Origin of the sequence: Methylomonas koyamae (assembly GCF_001644025.1) — a bacterium.
GTDB lineage: Bacteria > Pseudomonadota > Gammaproteobacteria > Methylococcales > Methylomonadaceae > Methylomonas > Methylomonas koyamae_A.
In genome coordinates this window covers 59,124-75,202 of the sequence record NZ_LUUK01000197.1, presented here as the reverse complement: position 1 = coordinate 75,202, position 16,079 = coordinate 59,124, and the positions used below count along the sequence as shown (strand labels likewise).

The 16,079-nt window shown below is 54.6% G+C and carries 19 protein-coding genes and 1 tRNA gene; 12 read left to right on the top strand and 8 right to left on the bottom strand.

Annotated features, from left to right (window positions below):
• Nucleotides 1–3: 3 nt before the first annotated feature.
• The 4 genes from A1355_RS25365 to A1355_RS19550 all read right to left on the bottom strand — a co-directional run bounded on the left by A1355_RS25365 (nucleotide 4) and on the right by A1355_RS19550 (nucleotide 3,085).
• On the bottom strand, nucleotides 4–207 hold the full coding sequence (locus A1355_RS25365; RefSeq protein WP_157197960.1) for a PIN domain-containing protein: 204 nt from the start codon (nucleotides 205–207) through the stop codon (nucleotides 4–6).
• Between the two features lie 4 nt (nucleotides 208–211).
• Nucleotides 212–454 carry a hypothetical protein gene (locus A1355_RS19560; RefSeq protein ID WP_064030966.1) on the bottom strand — a complete coding sequence of 81 codons (243 nt, stop codon included), beginning with the start codon at nucleotides 452–454 and terminating at the stop codon, nucleotides 212–214.
• A 481-nt stretch (nucleotides 455–935) separates the two neighbouring features.
• Nucleotides 936–1,835, bottom strand: a complete 900-nt coding sequence (rsgA, locus tag A1355_RS19555; RefSeq protein ID WP_064030960.1) for a ribosome small subunit-dependent GTPase A — start codon at nucleotides 1,833–1,835, stop codon at nucleotides 936–938.
• Nucleotides 1,835–3,085 (bottom strand): M48 family metallopeptidase, encoded by a 1,251-nt coding sequence (locus A1355_RS19550; protein WP_064030959.1) that lies wholly within the window; start codon nucleotides 3,083–3,085, stop codon nucleotides 1,835–1,837. Before A1355_RS19550 ends, rsgA begins: the two co-directional genes overlap by 1 nt.
• 93 nt (nucleotides 3,086–3,178) lie before the next feature.
• Between A1355_RS19550 and orn the strand changes: the two genes are divergently transcribed.
• From orn to A1355_RS25810, 6 genes are all read left to right on the top strand, one after another.
• Nucleotides 3,179–3,724 carry an oligoribonuclease gene (orn, locus tag A1355_RS19545; protein ID WP_064030958.1) on the top strand — a complete coding sequence of 182 codons (546 nt, stop codon included), beginning with the start codon at nucleotides 3,179–3,181 and terminating at the stop codon, nucleotides 3,722–3,724.
• 127 nt (nucleotides 3,725–3,851) lie between these two features.
• On the top strand, nucleotides 3,852–5,123 hold the full coding sequence (gene serS, locus A1355_RS19540; protein ID WP_064030957.1) for a serine--tRNA ligase: 1,272 nt from the start codon (nucleotides 3,852–3,854) through the stop codon (nucleotides 5,121–5,123).
• 192 nt (nucleotides 5,124–5,315) lie between these two features.
• A complete protein-coding gene (locus A1355_RS19535) occupies nucleotides 5,316–5,705 on the top strand; it encodes a group I truncated hemoglobin (protein WP_064030956.1) in 390 nt (129 codons plus the stop codon).
• 149 nt (nucleotides 5,706–5,854) lie between these two features.
• A complete protein-coding gene (gene rlmKL, locus A1355_RS19530) occupies nucleotides 5,855–8,050 on the top strand; it encodes a bifunctional 23S rRNA (guanine(2069)-N(7))-methyltransferase RlmK/23S rRNA (guanine(2445)-N(2))-methyltransferase RlmL (protein WP_064030955.1) in 2,196 nt (731 codons plus the stop codon).
• Nucleotides 8,047–8,319 (top strand): acylphosphatase, encoded by a 273-nt coding sequence (gene yccX, locus A1355_RS19525; protein WP_064030954.1) that lies wholly within the window; start codon nucleotides 8,047–8,049, stop codon nucleotides 8,317–8,319. Before rlmKL ends, yccX begins: the two co-directional genes overlap by 4 nt.
• A 200-nt stretch (nucleotides 8,320–8,519) precedes the next feature.
• Nucleotides 8,520–8,738, top strand: a complete 219-nt coding sequence (locus A1355_RS25810) for a GNAT family N-acetyltransferase (RefSeq protein WP_197471856.1) — start codon at nucleotides 8,520–8,522, stop codon at nucleotides 8,736–8,738.
• A 166-nt stretch (nucleotides 8,739–8,904) separates the two neighbouring features.
• Here A1355_RS25810 and A1355_RS19515 read toward each other — a convergent pair whose 3' ends face one another.
• Complete coding sequence (locus A1355_RS19515) at nucleotides 8,905–9,486, bottom strand: TetR/AcrR family transcriptional regulator (protein ID WP_231883733.1); 582 nt, start codon at nucleotides 9,484–9,486, stop codon at nucleotides 8,905–8,907.
• Nucleotides 9,487–9,648: 162 nt separating this feature from the next.
• Between A1355_RS19515 and A1355_RS19510 the strand changes: the two genes are divergently transcribed.
• The 4 genes from A1355_RS19510 to A1355_RS26655 all read left to right on the top strand — a co-directional run bounded on the left by A1355_RS19510 (nucleotide 9,649) and on the right by A1355_RS26655 (nucleotide 11,713).
• The gene (locus A1355_RS19510) at nucleotides 9,649–10,065 is read left to right on the top strand and encodes a hypothetical protein (protein ID WP_064030952.1); all 417 of its coding nucleotides are present in this window, start codon (nucleotides 9,649–9,651) and stop codon (nucleotides 10,063–10,065) included.
• Between the two features lie 150 nt (nucleotides 10,066–10,215).
• Nucleotides 10,216–10,704: a cupin domain-containing protein gene (locus A1355_RS24770; protein ID WP_197471855.1), complete on the top strand. Its 489-nt coding sequence runs from the start codon at nucleotides 10,216–10,218 to the stop codon at nucleotides 10,702–10,704.
• A 51-nt stretch (nucleotides 10,705–10,755) separates the two neighbouring features.
• Nucleotides 10,756–11,268, top strand: coding sequence for a GlcG/HbpS family heme-binding protein (locus tag A1355_RS19500; protein ID WP_082885651.1), 513 nt, complete (start codon nucleotides 10,756–10,758; stop codon nucleotides 11,266–11,268).
• A gap of 319 nt (nucleotides 11,269–11,587) precedes the next feature.
• Nucleotides 11,588–11,713 carry a helix-turn-helix domain-containing protein gene (locus A1355_RS26655; protein ID WP_082885655.1) on the top strand — a complete coding sequence of 42 codons (126 nt, stop codon included), beginning with the start codon at nucleotides 11,588–11,590 and terminating at the stop codon, nucleotides 11,711–11,713.
• Between the two features lie 127 nt (nucleotides 11,714–11,840).
• Here A1355_RS26655 and A1355_RS19490 read toward each other — a convergent pair.
• The 3 genes from A1355_RS19490 to metG form a co-directional block, all read right to left on the bottom strand.
• A tRNA-Arg gene (locus A1355_RS19490) sits at nucleotides 11,841–11,917 on the bottom strand.
• Nucleotides 11,918–12,101: 184 nt separating this feature from the next.
• Nucleotides 12,102–12,704: an RnfABCDGE type electron transport complex subunit B gene (locus A1355_RS19485; protein ID WP_064030950.1), complete on the bottom strand. Its 603-nt coding sequence runs from the start codon at nucleotides 12,702–12,704 to the stop codon at nucleotides 12,102–12,104.
• The gene (metG, locus tag A1355_RS19480) at nucleotides 12,670–14,730 is read right to left on the bottom strand and encodes a methionine--tRNA ligase (protein WP_064030949.1); all 2,061 of its coding nucleotides are present in this window, start codon (nucleotides 14,728–14,730) and stop codon (nucleotides 12,670–12,672) included. Before metG ends, A1355_RS19485 begins: the two co-directional genes overlap by 35 nt.
• A gap of 225 nt (nucleotides 14,731–14,955) precedes the next feature.
• On the opposite strand from metG, the gene A1355_RS19475 reads away from it, so the two are divergent.
• Nucleotides 14,956–15,354, top strand: a complete 399-nt coding sequence (locus A1355_RS19475; RefSeq protein ID WP_064030948.1) for a hypothetical protein — start codon at nucleotides 14,956–14,958, stop codon at nucleotides 15,352–15,354.
• 257 nt (nucleotides 15,355–15,611) lie between these two features.
• Nucleotides 15,612–15,875, top strand: a complete 264-nt coding sequence (locus A1355_RS19470; protein WP_064030947.1) for a hypothetical protein — start codon at nucleotides 15,612–15,614, stop codon at nucleotides 15,873–15,875.
• Nucleotides 15,876–16,079 lie beyond the last annotated feature (204 nt).

Below are 16,079 nucleotides of genomic sequence, written 5' to 3'. Positions count from 1 at the left end.
CCTTCAAAGATCGCTTACGCCCTTAACATAAGCTACTCCTTGTGACGACAGTGAACGAACTTGTATTTCTTTCGGAATTGGGGATTCCCGCAATTCATCAACGACACCAATAGGCGTGTAGATTCCAGAAAAACAATCAGCGAGAAGCGACAGCGTATCTATCTTACTTAGAAAAATTATCGGGCTTGTGTTCAGTACGATTTTCACGAAACTACAGTTTTCCGATCATCTGAATATCTTCTAATGCACACTCATCCGCCACTACATAGCCTTGGTTGAAGTGCTCTAATAGCCGCGTTTTAAAAGCTTCAAAATCCAAACCTGCCATATGAGCCGCACTAGCAAAGCTAATTTTGTGGGCGTGGTACAAGCTTGCTGCGAGAAAGAACTCAGCAGCAGAATGACCGAGAGGTTGCAATATGTCATCGAATTCAGGTTGCAGATGGATATTCATTATGCTGATCCTGTTTTGAATAAGTTGAGAGCTGCGATTTTTAGTCTTGTATGCAGCGGAGCCCATCCTGCGATTCTACGCGAGTTTTGAGTAAATCGCTTTCTCCAGCGAAGACTGAATAAGCGTACTTGTCGCTGACATGTAACACAATGTTATTGTGCCTCTTGCTATCCCATTGATTTGATTGACTTTATTGTCGTTCCTCTCTACTCTATGTAACGAAATATTGCCATTAAAATAATGAGTTACATATATGAAAACTGTCAACGCTGCTTCAAAGACTGAAGTTGATCTCGTCCACACGATTTTGAACAGTCTTGGCGCGCAATGGGGAGAATCCGCCCTTGGGCCTAACGCTCATGCAACGGCTGCGTTGCCCCTGCAAATGAAAGCCAATGGTGTGGGAGCGGCTTCAGCCGCGATTGACAGCGCTCCGACACCGAATTGGGTAACCGCGTCCGGTGACTTTCATAGTAAAGATCTATCCGCCACGCGACGGCGGCGGCATTTTTTCCCGCAGTTTCAAGAAACGCCGGTAGCGCGCCAGCGGGATTTCGCCGGCTTCGGCGGCGGCGCGGACCGCGCAGTCCTTGTCGGTGACGTGCTTGCAATCGTTGAAGCGGCAACGGGCGATGTAGGGTTGAAATTCTCGATAGCCCCAGGCCAGTTGCGCCTCGGTCAATCCGGCCAAACCGAAAATGGCGACGCCGGGGCTGTCGATCAAATCGCCGCCGCCGGGCAAGTGGTAGAGCGTGGCGGCGGTGGTCGTGTGGCGGCCATGTTTGCTGATCGCCGAAATGGTATTGGTGCGTAGCGTCTTGTCCGGCAGCAGCGCGTTGGTCAACGACGACTTGCCGACCCCGGATTGACCTGCAAACAGGCTGGCGCGGTTTTGCAGCGTATGAGCCAGTTCGGAGATGCCGATTTGGCGGTTGGCGCTGACCGGGTGCAGCCGGTAGCCCAGCGTTGGGTAGTAGTGCAACTCGGCGTCGATGTCGGCCGGCAACGGCAGGTCGATCTTGTTCAGGATTAGGTCGGCGTCGATATTGCTGTTCTCGCAGACCGCCAGATATTGATCCAGCAACAGAAAATCGCAGGCCGGCTCGACCGCCAACACCACGTACACGCTGTCCAGATTGGCGGCCACCGGCCGACTTTCGTTGCCGCGCGCCGGACGAAACAGCGTGGAACGTCGCGGCAGGATCGCTTCGATGCGGCCTTGCTCCGGCGACGACAGCGTTAGTTTGACGCGGTCGCCGACGACGACGGTATCCAGTTTGCGCAGGGTTTGGCACAGGACGGGCGGCGTGGCGTCGTCCAACTCGACCGCGATGCCTTTGCCGAGATGGGCGACGACCAGGCCTTCCCGCTGTGCGCTCATCAAGCGGTTTGTATCTTTTCTTCGATATGGGCGATGCGGATCGCGGCCGGCGGATGGCTATAGTGGAAGGCCGAATACAGCGGGTCGGGCGTCAGCGTGCTGGCGTTTTCTTCGTACAGCTTGACCAGGCCGCTGATCAGCTTGCCGGCCTCGGCGTTGCGTGTCGCGAAATCGTCGGCTTCGAACTCGAATTTACGTTGAAAGAACGCGCTGATCGGTTGCATAAAGGTGGTGAATACCGGCGACACCAGCATAAACAAGAGTAAGGCTGCTGCATTGGAGTGAGTGCCTACGCCGAGTCCGTCGAAAAACCAGTCTTGGGTAATCAACCAGCCCAGAATCGCGAAGCTGATCAAGGTCATCAGCGACGAGGCGATCAGCATCTTGATCGTGTGCTTGCATTTGAAATGGCCGAGTTCGTGGGCCAGCACGGCTTCTAGTTCAGATTCGTCGAGGGACTTGACCAGCGTGTCGAAAAACACGATGCGCTTGTTATTGCCCAGGCCGGTGAAATAGGCGTTGCCGTGGCCGGAACGGCGCGAGCCGTCCATGATGAAAATGCCGTTGCTGTTGAAGCCGCAACGTTCCAGCAAGGTTTGAATGCGTTGCTTCAGTGAGCCGTCCTGCATCGGTTCGAACTTGTTGAACAAGGGTGCGATCAGGGTTGGGAACAGCCAGCTCATCAACAGCGAAAAACCCATCATGATGGCCCAGGCATACAGCCACCACAGGTCGCCGATACTGTCCATTACCCATAGAATCAACGCCAAGATCGGCAGACCGATGCCGAGCGTCAGCGCGATCGACAACAATTGATCCTTGACGAATTGCGGCAGGGTGTTCTTGTTGAAGCCGAATTTTTCTTCGATGACGAAGGTTTGATAGAGGCTGAACGGGATTTCGACGACGGTCATCAACAAAAAGACGCTGGCCATCGCCGCCAAGCTGGCTTGCAGCGGCGACAAATCGAAGGTCGCCCAAAAGTCGAATACCAGGCTGATGCCGCCGCCCAACGTCAGCGCCAGCAGAAACACGATGCCGACCACGCTGTCCAGGTCGCCCAGTTTGCTCTTTTCCACCGTATAGTCGGCGGCTTTTTGATGGGCGGCCAGCGATACCCGGTCGCGGAATGCCGCCGGCACTTGGTCGCGATGTTGCCGGACGTGGGCTTTCTGGCGCATTGCCAGCCAGAATTGGACGCCGTAAGACAGGACGAGGGCGACGAGAAATAGGACGGTAAAGGTGTTCATCAAGGCCGTGAGGTTGGGGGTTAACGATTAGCGGTACAGATTAGCTAATGCTACAATTTGCCGCAACTTTATAAATAATCTAGGGAATAGCCAATGGCTCAGGATGCAAACAATCTTATCTGGATAGACCTGGAAATGACAGGGTTGGATCCGGATAACGATTTGATCATCGAAATCGCAACCGTCGTTACCGATCCAAATTTAAACATCCTGGCCGAAGGCCCGGTGATAGCCGTGCATCAATCCGACGCGGCGTTGGCGGCGATGGACGACTGGAATCAACAGCATCACGGCCAATCCGGGCTGATTCAGCGGGTCAAGGATTCCCGCGTCGATGCCGCCGCCGCCGAAGCCGAAACGTTGGAGTTTTTGCGGCAATGGTTGCCGGAACGGGCCTCGCCGATGTGCGGAAACAGCATTTGCCAGGATCGGCGTTTTTTGTACCGCTATATGCCCCAGTTGGAAGCGTTTTTTCATTACCGCAACCTGGACGTATCCACCGTTAAAGAACTGGCGGCGCGTTGGGCGCCCAAGGTCAAGGACGGTTACAACAAGCAAGCCTCGCACAAGGCGCTGGACGACATTCTCGAGTCCATCGAGGAATTGCGGCATTATCGCGAGCACTTTTTTAAATTTTAATCCGCCCGCTTGAGTTTGCCTCGCCGAGCTAACGGTGGGGTTTGGCCCAATGATACGGAGTCAATAGATCGGCTTGCCGGGTAACCCGACAAGCCCCACGCCCTTTAATTTCAGGTACCACACAGCCATGCTAGACCCCCGTTTATTTAGAAGCGAACTGGAGACGGTTTGCCAGCAATTGCAACGCCGCGGCTTTCAATTCGATGCCGCCGCCTATCAAGCCCTGGAAGACCGCCGCAAGGACATTCAGGTCAAGACTCAGGATTTACAAAACGAACGCAACACCCGCTCGAAGGCCATCGGTCTAGCCAAGGCCAAGGGCGACGACATCCAGCCCTTGCTGGATCAAGTGGCCGATTTGGGCGACCAGCTCAAGGCCGCCGAAGCCGAATTGAACGACGTGCAAAACCAGTTAAACGCATTGATGGCCGGCATACCGAACATCCTCGACGCGGCGGTGCCGGAGGGCAAAAGCGATGCCGATAACCTGGAAGTCAGCCGTTGGGGCGAGCCGCGCCAGTTCGATTTTCAACCCAAGGACCACGTCGATCTGGGCGAGCCGTTGGGCATGAACTTCGAATGGGGCGCCAAGATCGCCAGTGCCCGTTTCGTCGTGCTGGCCGGCAAACTGGCGACATTGCAACGGGCCATCATTCAACTGATGTTGAATACCCACATCAACGAGCACGGCTACCAGGAAACCTATGTGCCGTTCCTGGCCAACGCCGACAGCCTGCGCGGCACCGGCCAGTTGCCGAAGTTCGAGGCCGATTTGTTCACGGTGCAAAACGAGCCGACCTTCTACCTGATTCCAACCGCCGAAGTGCCGGTCACCAACATCGTCCGCGACGCCATCGTCGAAGCCAAGCAGATGCCGCTGAAGTTCGTTTGCCATTCGCCCTGCTTCCGCAGCGAGGCTGGCGCTTACGGCAGCGACGTGCGCGGCATGATTCGTCAACACCAGTTCGAGAAGGTCGAGCTGGTGCAAATCGTGTCCGCCGAAACGTCCGCCCAGGCGCACGAGGAACTGACCGGCAACGCCGAGAAGATTTTGCAATTGCTGAATCTGCCTTACCGCAAAATGCTGCTGTGCGCCGGCGACACCGGTTTTTCGTCGGCCAAGACCTACGATCTGGAAGTCTGGTTGCCGGGACAGCAAAAATATCGGGAAATTTCGTCCTGCAGCAACTTCAAGGATTTCCAGGCCCGGCGCATGCAGGCGCGCTGGCGCAATCCAGAGACCGGCAAGCCGGAGTTGGTGCATACCTTGAACGGCTCGGGACTGGCGGCCGGCCGTACTTTGATCGCGGTCATCGAAAACTATCAAAACGCCGACGGCTCGATCACGGTACCGGAAGCCTTGCGGCCTTATATGGGCGGGCTCGCGGAAATTCGCTAAGCGATTAGGGCCGGACACCGTAAGCCGGGGTAGCGATCCAAGCGCTACCCCGGCTTTTTTATGCCCCTACTGGGATTGGCAAAATAGTTTTGAACCAAAACTAACCTGGAGTATCATCGCCGCCGGAGTTGCGGAGGGCTCTTTAGTTCTGCTCGGCTCCGACCATAATTTTAATAATTGACTGGGGTTAACATGAGCGAGAACAATCAAGTACAAGAGCCGTCGCTGTACGAGCGTCTGGGTGGCGAAGCCGCCGTCAACGCGGCGGTCGATGTGTTTTACGGTAAGGTGTTGGATGATTATCGAATTAACCGCTTCTTCGAAAAAACCGATATGGCTAAACAAGTCGAGCACTTGAAAGCCTTCATGACCGTGGCCTTCGGCGGTCCCAACCAGTATACCGGTCGCTCCTTGCGCGACGGCCATGCCAGATTGGTTCAAAAGGGTTTGAGTGACAGCCACTTCGACGCCGTGATGGAACACCTGGGCGCGACGATGCAGGAACTGAACGTGCCGGCCGAGTTAATCGGCGAAGCGGCCGCCTTGGTCGAAAGCGTTCGCGGCGAAGTCCTCGGCCGTTGACGGAACCGTGCCGCCATGCGCGCGGCTCGGCGCGTGGCGGCAATCCTGGGGATGGCTCATCCTCGGCGCTAGCTCGAGCCTTACAAATTTTCCGCCGCCCCCGTCCGGTTTTAGTATCCTAGCCGACCATTCCGTATTCGGTCGTCGTCATGTCGCTACATTCTCTTTACGCCACCGCGCCTAAGGCGCTGGAAGGCATCCTCGCCAACGAAATTCACGCCCTCGGCGGTCAAAACGTCAAGGAAAAACTGGCCGGCGTGGCCTTCGACGGCGATCTGGCGCTGGCTTACCGGGTGTGCTTGTGGTCGCGAGTGGCCAACCGGGTGTTTCTGCCGCTGAGCAGTTTCGAGGTCAAATCCCAGCAGGACCTGTACGACGGCGTCAAGCGCATCAATTGGTTCGAGCATATCCAGCCCGACGCCAGTCTGGCGGTATCCTTCAACGCCAAGAACAGTCAGGCGATCAACAACACCCACTTCGGCGCGCAAAAGGTCAAGGATGCCATCGTCGACCAGATGCGGGCCAAGTTCAACAAGCGCCCCAGCGTCGATACCGACCGGCCGTCGCTTCGCGTCAATGTTTATCTGCACAACGACCTGGCGCAACTCAGCCTGGACTTGTCCGGCGAAAGTTTGCACAAGCGCGGCTTCCGCGACGTCAGCATCGCCGCGCCGATCAAGGAAAACCTGGCGGCGGCGATTTTGTTGCGCGCCGGCTGGCCCAAGATTGCCGAGCAAGGCGGCAGTTTGCTCGATCCGATGTGCGGTTCGGGGACGATGTTGTTGGAAGGCGCTCTGATCGCCGCCGACATCGCGCCTGGCTTGCAGCGCGATTACTTTGGTTTTCTGGGCTGGAAAAAACACGATGCCGGTTTGTGGCAAAGCTTGCTCGACGAGGCCCGCCAACGCCGCGAAGCCGGAATAAACAAAATGCCGACCATCGTCGGTTTCGACCAGGACCGGCGCACGGTCGCCACGGCGGTGCAGCACGTCGAAAACGCCGGCTTGTCCGGCAAGATTCATATCGAAAAACGCGACATCGGCGATGCGGCTGCGGCGGAAAGCTGGCCGAAAGGTCTGATCGCCTGCAACCCGCCTTACGGCGAACGTTTGGGCGACGAAGCAGAAACCGCCGCGCTGTACCGGCGCTTCGGCGAGGTGTTGAAGCAGCGCTTCGCCGGCTGGCAGGCGGCGATGATCATCAGCGACCCCGAGCTGGGTTTTAGGTTGGGCATCCGTTCGCAGAAGCCGATCACGTTGTTCAACGGCGCGCTGGAGTGCAAATTGCTGCGGTTTAACATCGAGGAAAAAGCCTTCTTCGAGCCTAAGGCCAAGTCGCAACAGGAGCGGGCCGAATCGATCTGGCGCCGCGCCCAAGTCGAACAAGTCGACCCGCAAGCCGAGATGTTCGGCAACCGCTTGCGCAAGAATCTGAAGAAACTCGCCAAGTGGGCCAAGCAAAACCGGGTGAGTTGTTACCGCATGTACGACGCTGACCTGCCGGAATACGCGGTCGCGGTGGATGTTTACCAGGGAGAGCAGCTTTGGGTCAATGTGCAGGAATACGAATCGCCGAAAACCATCGATCCGGCCAAGGCCAATCAACGCCTGGCCGGGGCGATGGCGGAGATTCCGAAAGTACTGGAAATTCCGGCCAACCAGGTGTTTTTGAAAATCCGCCGCAAGCAAAAAGCCACCGACCAATACGAAAAGCTTGGCGAACAAGGCCATTTTCACGTGGTCGAGGAAGGCGGCTGCCAGCTCTGGGTTAACTTCGAAGATTATCTGGATACCGGCCTGTTTCTGGATCATCGGCCGATGCGCTTACGCATTCAGCAAGAAGCCAGGGGCAAGCGCTTTTTGAATCTGTTCGCCTACACCGGCAGCGCCACGGTGCATGCGGCGGTCGGCGGCGCGGCGGCGTCGGTCACGGTCGACATGTCCAATACCTATCTGGACTGGGCCAAGCGCAATTTCGAACTCAACGGCATCCGCGGCGACCACAAGCTGGTGCGCGCCGATTGCCCAAAATGGCTGGCCGAGCAGGCGGAGTTAAAAAGCAAGCCGCAATTCGACTTGATCTTTCTCGATCCGCCGACTTTTTCCAATTCCAAGAAAATGGACGACGCCTTCGACATTCAAAGCGACCATGTGATTTTGTTGAAAAACGCGTCCGCGTTGCTGGCGCCGGGCGGCGTGTTGTATTTCTCGACCAACTTCCGCCGCTTTAAACTCGACCGCGAGGCTTTAGCCGGTTTGAGCTTCGAAGACATTAGCGCGGCGACGATTCCCGAGGACTTCGCCCGAGACCAAAAAATTCATTATTGCTGGAGAATCACGCGATGAAGGATTGCCTGCACATCATCGTCAAGGGACGGGTACAGGGCGTGTATTTTCGCGCCTACACCCAAAAGCAAGCGGTCAAACTGAATCTGTCCGGTTTCGTCCGAAATCTGCCAGACGGCAGCGTCGAAATCGTCGCTTCCGGACACCCGGACGATTTGCAAAAGTTGGTGGCCTGGTGTCACAAAGGGCCGCTATTGGCCAAGGTTGCCGAGCTTGTCGTCAATGCCCATCAGCCCGACGAACATTGGCAAGCATTCGAGATTCGTTGATATTGAGCTGAATCAACCTCGAACGTCTAACGTTGATGACAGCACTCAGGCTACATTTGTCGGATCAGACGCGATGTGTCACACAAATCCTGTGCCAATTTCAGGCGGGCTATCATCTCTCAGGGTTTTACGAATTCGGTTGGCAAGGCTTGGTCGGCTAACGATTCAGCGAGAATCTGCGCTATGCTCGCTATCTGTATGTGGATGATCTGGTCGTCAAGGGTAAGCGGCAAAATCAGGGTATAGGCAAACGTTTCATTGAATATGTCAAACAGGCAGCCCAATTTGCAAACTGCAATAATCTGGTTCTGGATACCCGCTTATACATGCCGCTAGCACAACGACGCTATTACCGACAAGGCTTGTCGGCGAAGGGTATGCATTTTGTTGAACACCTAAATGGCGGATTTGTTGCCTAACCCCGCTGCGCCATAATCTATGTGTCTGTAAACTGGGTGCCGTATCGCTTCGCGAGGTGGGCTTCAAGCTGCATCGTTCTCGGCGTACTTTGGTTTCGTTTTGTGACGGCGGTTGGGTTGGGTAAGCGTGGATGGAATTCGGACGACCGGACGAACTCCAATGAATTTAAGTACCCTTTTGTCGGGTGATCACTGCTTGCTGAACGGCCGTTGCAATTTCATTGGCGATTTTTTCGTCGGTAACCGCGCGCGCTAACGTTACGCCGCCAATCAGCATTGCAAAGTTAGCCCACGCATTATCAATAGCCGCCTGATCGGTTGTTTGGGATGTACCCTCTGCCGCAAGTTTGACTATCTTTAGCAACTCCGACTCAAATGCAGCTCGTATCGCTTCTTCGGAACGACAGACTTCCGGAGTTACACTTTGAAGTATGCAACTGTCGCCCAGATCGCAGGTGCGTTTTGGACCCATGTAAAACGTTGCAAATTCTTCCCACCAGTTTTCGCCATATTTCTGCTGAAAAGTGCCGATCCCGGATTTCAAGTCCTCCATTCCGGCAATGATCGCCGCTTTAAACGCATCGGCTTTGGAGCTGAAGTGTCCGTAGAACGCCCCTGACGTCACGCCGGCTTCCTTTGCCAAGCCATCGACGCCGATGCCACTGTAGCCGCCTTTTCGAAAACAACGCCCGGCCGCCTCAATAATGCGCTGGCAGGTTTGTTGTTTTTGGTCTGCTGTATATCTCACGCGGGTAGATCCAATGCTATTTGGGATTGACATTGTATCAAATGGCCAGCATCGCCACCTTTGACAAGATAACGATCGTTATATAATATTGTATAGCGATCGTTATTTAATGTCCGTCGCGTAGCTTCCGCTACGCGTAACCCCAAACAACAGGAAACCGACATGCCGCTTACTCTTACGCTAACAGAAGGTGTCTTACCCGCGGGAACCGAAAGGCTCGCTTTTCGCAGAATTTGCGATTCGATGTTGAAATGGCACGGGCTATCCGGCAATAAGGTGATGACGCCCAATGTCGTTGGCGCTATCCATCTGCTACCCAAACATCAAACCTATTCAGGATTGCAAGAAACCGACATCGCCTTTATCGAATGGAAGGTGCCGTCATTTGCGTTTAACACACCTGAAATTCAGCAAGGACATATCGAAGAAGCCACCAACATTATTCATGAACTCTCGGGCGGCAGCCTGCCTAAACACCAAATTTGGGCTAATGTCGTCCATGCTGTTGATGGCGCCTGGGGAATCGCTGGTCAGGCGTTGACCAATAAACAGTTAGGCGAGGCACTTTCCACAGGTTAAATTTAGATCCATTCGCGGGTCGATTTCTCATCGCCCGCGAGTAGCTGTGTTTATTCACTCGGCAGGCGGCCCATGCCCAAAAGCCGCCCGCAAAGCTGCGAAAACATCACGTTAGCGTCTAGTAAACGCACATTGATAAAAGGAAGTGATATGTCAAACGGTTATACCTCGAAAGCTGTCGAAGTCATGACACCTAACATCGAACGCGATATCAAACGACGGCTGTTGCTGGCTGGGATGGTCGGTGCGGTAGGCGCATTCACCGCGACGCCGTTGTTCGCACAAATTACATCGCAGGGCAATACGACAGTCTCCAGCGACGGTATCGTTCGAACTATCCTGCAAAGTCATGAAGATAATGAAGGCAACGAATTTCGTTTGGTCATGACCACCTATCCTCCAGGAGTGGGCTTGCCAGTTCACCATCATCCCTCAGCCGGTTTCAATTACATTCTTGAGGGGATAGCGGAATCGCAGTACGTTGACGAGCCAATACTAACCTTCAGAGCAGGGGATAGCTACCAAGACAAGGCCAACGCTCAACACCTGATTTTTCGCAATGCCGACAGGATTAATCCGCTGAAATATTTAATCACTTATACCACCCAAAAAGGCCAACCATTTTTGATGGTTCCTTAATGCCAAAGCGCTTATTGGGCATTTGGGACATCACGTCACCGGAAATACGCTATGAATAAACAACGAAAAGGTTTGCAGGTCATTTCGATACTTTTGTTATTGCAAGCCAATGCGCATGCCGCGGGAAATAGTTATACGCTTCCGCTTACTTTAGCGGTCGAAGCTGCCAGCGAAACGGTACGCTCCTGCGAAGCTTTGGGATATAACGTTTCGGTGGCTTTTGTCGATATGTCCGGTCAGCCCAAAGTTCAGCTAAAAAGCGACAAGAGTACGCCGCATACCTTCGAGACAGCCTATCGAAAAGCCTACACTATCGTGACGTTTGGCCCCAACTATCATTTAGAAACCAGCGGTCAAGTGGCCGAACTAATGAGCAAAAACCCGGCATTTTATAATGCCGTACTCACTATCCCCAATGTCACGCCATTGCCCGGCGCATTAGCGATAAAAGTGCAAGGAAATATAATAGGTGCGATTGGGGTCAGCGGTGCACCGGGTGGCGATAAAGATGAAGCCTGTGCTCAAGCGGGTATTGACAAAATCAGCAGTAGATTGCCGGAATAATCGTTCTATTCAAAATGGGAGAATTACAGTTATTCTGCTTAGAGAGGCTTTTCTTTACAGCATACGATCGAGCATACGTCAAAAAGCAAAACATGTTGAGATTTAAAATTAAGCAGCTGCTAGAAAAGAAGGAATTCGATGATAATAGGCGAATCACAATTAATGAGCTTGCTGAATTCACAGACATCAATCGTATGAAATTATTAAGGAGCCTCTGATTAACTCAGTTTTTCAAGAAAAACCGATATGCAAGCCATTGATTCAATTGGAAGCTGAATTCGAGATGGCAAATTAATCAGAGGTTCCTAAACCATAGAGAATACAGCACCGTACAGACAATCTGGATAAACTTTGCGCTTATTTTCACTGCAGAATTGAAGATTTAGTTGAATATGTTTCTGAAGATCTTTTAACAGGCAGTCAAAACGTAAACCCTAAAGATTAAGGATGTTTGGTCGTTGAGGGCAAATGTCAAATTTGGGTGACGACAAATAACATCAATTTTAGCTGGCCACTGAATGGCCGCCTATGCCAAACCAGGGGAAAATGGCAGTTTGGGGAAGATGTCAAAATGGCGCGCCCGAGAGGATTCGAACCTCTGGCCTCAGCCTCCGGAGGGCTGCGCTCTATCCAGCTGAGCTACGGGCGCAATGGGATTTGCGGTCTTACGATACAGTCTGTTCGGTCAAACGGTTTTGACCGTTTCCCTAGAAACCTAAATCCGGCTGACTGTTTCTTCCGGAGGGCTGGGCTCTATCCATCTGAGCTACGGGCGTGTATTGCAGAGCTGCTTATTATAAAAGCAATTGCGGCTAAAGTCATGGCCGATCGCGTTAATCTTGGTTTTTCGCGGATTTGGCTTTTGACAATAGCTGCTTCTGGCGTTGCAAGCGCTCGGCCTTTTCGGCTTCCAGTTTTGTCAGGCGTTGTTGTTTGGCGAGATGGCGCAGCCTGGCGCGGTCGGCGTCGGTCTCGGTCCAAGTGAGGTTGGGCGCGGGAACCATGGCAATGCAGGCGACCGGACACGGCGCGATGCACAATTCGCAGCCGGTACACAGATCGGCAATGATGGTATGCATGTGTTTGGAGGCGCCTAGAATGGCGTCGGTCGGACAAGGCGGCAGGCATTTGGTGCAGCCGATGCACGCGTCTTCGTCGATGATCGCAAGTAGGCGCGGCCGTTCAATGCCGTAGGCGGGATTCAGCGGCTTGGCCGCGATGCCCAGCAACTCGGCCAATTTGGCGATACCGGCATCGCCGCCGGGCGGACAGCGGTCGATGTCGGCTTCGCCGCGAGCGATCGCTTCGGCGTAAGGCAGACAGCCGTTAAAACCGCATTTTCGGCACTGAGTCTGCGGCAGCAAGGCGTCGATACTGTCGGCCAGCATGCTCGGTTCCGTTTTATTTGACGCGCATGCCGGGTTGGGCGCCGGCATCCGGCGACAGTACGAAAATGTCCTTGCCGCCTGGGCCGGCCGCCAGCATCATGCCTTCCGAGGTACCGAAGCGCATTTTGCGGGGTTTCAGATTGGCGACGACGACGGTCAGCTTGCCTTCCAAATCGTCCGGCGCGTAGGCCGACTTCACGCCGGCAAAGATGTTGCGGGTGTGGTCGCCGAGATCGACGGTCAACTGCAGCAGTTTTTCGGCGCCTTCCACCGCTTCGGCCTTGACGATACGGGCGATGCGCAAGTCGATTTTGGCGAAGTCCTCGATTTCGATGGCTTCGGCGATCGGCTCCAGCTTTTGGTTTTCGGCGGGTTTGGCGGCTTCGCCGACGGTCTTGGCGGGCTTGGCCTTGACCGACGGAGTCTTCTCCAGGTTGTCCTTGGAGGCTTCGACGATCGCGGCGATTTTGTCGGCCTCGACTCGGGTCATTAATGGCGTGAACGCGTTGATGGCGTGGTCGGTCAGCGGCTGGGCGTCGGCCGGCCAGCCTTGCGGCGGGATGTTCAAGAAGGCTTCGGCGTTGGCGGCCAGCGTCGGTATCACCGGGCGCAGATAAACCACCAGCAAGCGGAACAAGTTCAGGCCCATGCTGCAAACGTCGTGCAACTCGGCGTCGCGGCCGTCTTCCTTGGCGATCAGCCAGGGCTTTTTTTCGTCGATGTATTGGTTGGCCTTGTCGGCCAGGGCCATGATTTCGCGCATCGCCTTGCCGAATTCGCGGCTTTCGTAAAGGTCGGCAATGGCTTGATGGGCGGCGACGAATTGGCCGAACAATTCCGGTTCGGCGCAGGCGGCGGATAGCCGGTTTTCAAAGCGTTTGGCGATAAATCCGGCGCAGCGGCTGGCGATGTTGACCACTTTGCCAACCAGGTCGGCATTGACCCGGAGCGTGAAATCGTCGAAGTTCAAGTCGATGTCGTCGACGCCGGCGCTGAGTTTGGCGGCGAAGTAATAGCGCAAGTATTCCGGGTTCAGATGGTCCAGATAGGTACGGGCCTTGATGAAGGTGCCGCGCGATTTGGACATTTTCTCACCGTTGACCGTTAAAAAGCCGTGGGCGAAGATCGCGCTCGGCGTGCGGAAGCCGGCGCCGTGCAGCATGGCCGGCCAGAATAGCGCGTGGAAATAAATGATGTCCTTGCCGATGAAGTGGTACAACTCGGCGTCGCTGTCCGGGCTCCAAAAGTCATCGTAAATTAAACCGGTACGCTCGCATAAGCGCCGGCAACTGGCCATGTAACCGATCGGCGCATCCAGCCAGACGTAAAAATATTTGCCGGGCGCGTCCGGGATTTCGAAACCGAAATACGGGGCGTCGCGGGAAATGTCCCATTGTTGCAAGCCGTTTTGCAGCCATTCGGCCATTTTGTTGCTGACTTCCGCTTGCAAGTGGCCGGCGGTGGTCCAGTCTTTCAGCATTTCGGCGAAGTGGCCGAGTTCGAAGAAATAGTGCTCCGAGTCTTTTTCGATCGGTTGTTCGCCGGACACGACCGACACCGCGTTTTTCAATTCGGTTGGCGAGTAGGTGGCGCCGCAAGCTTCGCAGTTGTCGCCGTATTGGTCGGGCGCGCCGCATTTGGGGCATTCTCCCTTGATGAAGCGGTCCGGCAGAAACATGTTTTTAACCGGGTCGTAAGCTTGAGTGATGCTGCGGCTGCTGATATGGCCGCCCTCGCGTAGTCTGAGGTAAATCAGTTCGGCGCAGGCCTTGTTTTCGGGCGAATGGGTGCTGTGGTACTGGTCGAACGCCACGCCGAAGGCGTCGAAGTCGGCGCGGTGTTCTTGCTCGACGCCGGCGATCAGTTGTTCCGGCGTAATGCCTTCCTTGTCGGCGCGCAGCATGATCGGTGTGCCGTGGGTGTCGTCGGCGCAGACGTAGTAGCATTCGTGGCCGCGTTGTTTTTGAAAACGCACCCAAATGTCGGTCTGAAGGTATTCGACCAGATGGCCGAGGTGGATCGGGCCGTTGGCGTAGGGCAAGGCGCTGGTGACAAGGATTTTTCGTTTCGACATGGCGGTAAAACGGCCGGAAAAAGGAGCCGGCGATTATGGCATAAATCGCCTGGGCTTTCATTGCAAGGCGCGACAAGCCGGCGGCGGGCAAGGGTTCTTGGGCAACGTCGGGCAGTAGGGTACAATCGCCGCCAAGCTCGACGCTTCGGCGACGCCGGGGTGCCGATCGGGATTTTTCCGCGTGGGGCTTGCCCGATTTCAAATCACAATAAAAGAGGCTACATCATGAAAAAAACCTTGTTCTTGGCCATCGCGCTAATGTCCGGTTCCGTAATGGCGGCGACCGATCACTATCTGTTGCGCGACGGTAACCACGTTCAGCATTTGAAGATTAATACGGTCGGTAACGATACCAATGTCACCGTGGATGTGGATTTCGAACCGAATCCCGACGAGGCCGGCAAGCACGCATGTTCTGCTCTAATTTCTGGCGAAGCTAAAGTCATTGCCGAAAACGAGTTGGTTTTGAAAAAGCATATCGAGGGCGAGGCGCGTTCGTGCTCGGTAAAAGTACATTTGACCCCAAACGGCGCCAAGCTGGAGCAATCCGAAGAATGTACTTATTTTGCGGCCGGGATTTGTAAATTCGCTAGCGACGGCAAGGAGTTGTTGAAAATCAAATAAGCCAGTCCGCTTCGCGGCGCGATCGGCAAGGTCCGTGCGCCGCTACTCGCGGGCTAATCTCAAGACAGTCGGCTAGGGGCTTTGCTATGCTGACTGATCCGATGCTTTAATTGAATTATGTTATTTGCCGCTATATTCGGACAGATTGTCGCGCGGCAATCCGCCACATTTTTAACGCTAGAATTTTTTGTTAGATTACCGGTGTCCCGCCAATACGGGATTCCAAATTTCCGGTAACAGATAGCGAAGGAGTCTTTATGAAAAACGCCAACAAATTTATAGCTGCCGCCGCGATTGCGGTACTCGGGGGAGCCGCGATCCTGAATGTAACCAATGCTAGTTCCGAGGTTAACGAAGACAAGGCGGCTACCGAGGGTAAATCCGTTGCTTGGTATGTGGCCAATATCAAGGAAGCGAAGGCGCAAAACCAAACCTGCCACGATAATCCTAACCTTCAAGCCAGCGCGGATTGCGTGAATTCGCTGCACGCTTTGCAAATCAGCTTCAAGGGCGGAAACTAATTTCTCTGCCGGCGTTTTCTCTGCCAGCCGGGCGGTAGCCTTACCGTCCGGTTTTTTGTGTTCCAACTCTCAATTTTCACTTTCGCCGATCTGGATTGGCGTTTCTGTCTTTCGTTCTTGCAAGCCGTCTGCCCGGCGGTTCGGCTTTCCGTTGTTCCGTAATGATTAACCCGCTCCGGTGAGTTCCGTCCTTGGGCCCAGTCC

Bases quoted from the DNA above. Each gene is read 5' to 3' on its own strand.
- rsgA (WP_064030960.1), bottom strand. From the start codon at position 1,835: ATGAGCGCACAGCGGGAAGGCCTGGTCGTCGCCCATCTCGGCAAAGGC.
- A1355_RS19560 (WP_064030966.1), bottom strand. From the start codon at position 454: ATGAATATCCATCTGCAACCTGAATTCGATGACATATTGCAACCTCTC.
- A1355_RS19535 (WP_064030956.1), top strand. From the start codon at position 5,316: ATGAGCGAGAACAATCAAGTACAAGAGCCGTCGCTGTACGAGCGTCTG.
- serS (WP_064030957.1), top strand. From the start codon at position 3,852: ATGCTAGACCCCCGTTTATTTAGAAGCGAACTGGAGACGGTTTGCCAG.
- A1355_RS19475 (WP_064030948.1), top strand. From the start codon at position 14,956: ATGAAAAAAACCTTGTTCTTGGCCATCGCGCTAATGTCCGGTTCCGTA.
- yccX (WP_064030954.1), top strand. From the start codon at position 8,047: ATGAAGGATTGCCTGCACATCATCGTCAAGGGACGGGTACAGGGCGTG.
- A1355_RS19485 (WP_064030950.1), bottom strand. From the start codon at position 12,704: ATGCCGGCGCCCAACCCGGCATGCGCGTCAAATAAAACGGAACCGAGC.
- A1355_RS24770 (WP_197471855.1), top strand. From the start codon at position 10,216: ATGTCAAACGGTTATACCTCGAAAGCTGTCGAAGTCATGACACCTAAC.
- metG (WP_064030949.1), bottom strand. From the start codon at position 14,730: ATGTCGAAACGAAAAATCCTTGTCACCAGCGCCTTGCCCTACGCCAAC.
- rlmKL (WP_064030955.1), top strand. From the start codon at position 5,855: ATGTCGCTACATTCTCTTTACGCCACCGCGCCTAAGGCGCTGGAAGGC.
- orn (WP_064030958.1), top strand. From the start codon at position 3,179: ATGGCTCAGGATGCAAACAATCTTATCTGGATAGACCTGGAAATGACA.
- A1355_RS19510 (WP_064030952.1), top strand. From the start codon at position 9,649: ATGCCGCTTACTCTTACGCTAACAGAAGGTGTCTTACCCGCGGGAACC.
- A1355_RS19500 (WP_082885651.1), top strand. From the start codon at position 10,756: ATGAATAAACAACGAAAAGGTTTGCAGGTCATTTCGATACTTTTGTTA.
- A1355_RS19470 (WP_064030947.1), top strand. From the start codon at position 15,612: ATGAAAAACGCCAACAAATTTATAGCTGCCGCCGCGATTGCGGTACTC.
- A1355_RS19550 (WP_064030959.1), bottom strand. From the start codon at position 3,085: ATGAACACCTTTACCGTCCTATTTCTCGTCGCCCTCGTCCTGTCTTAC.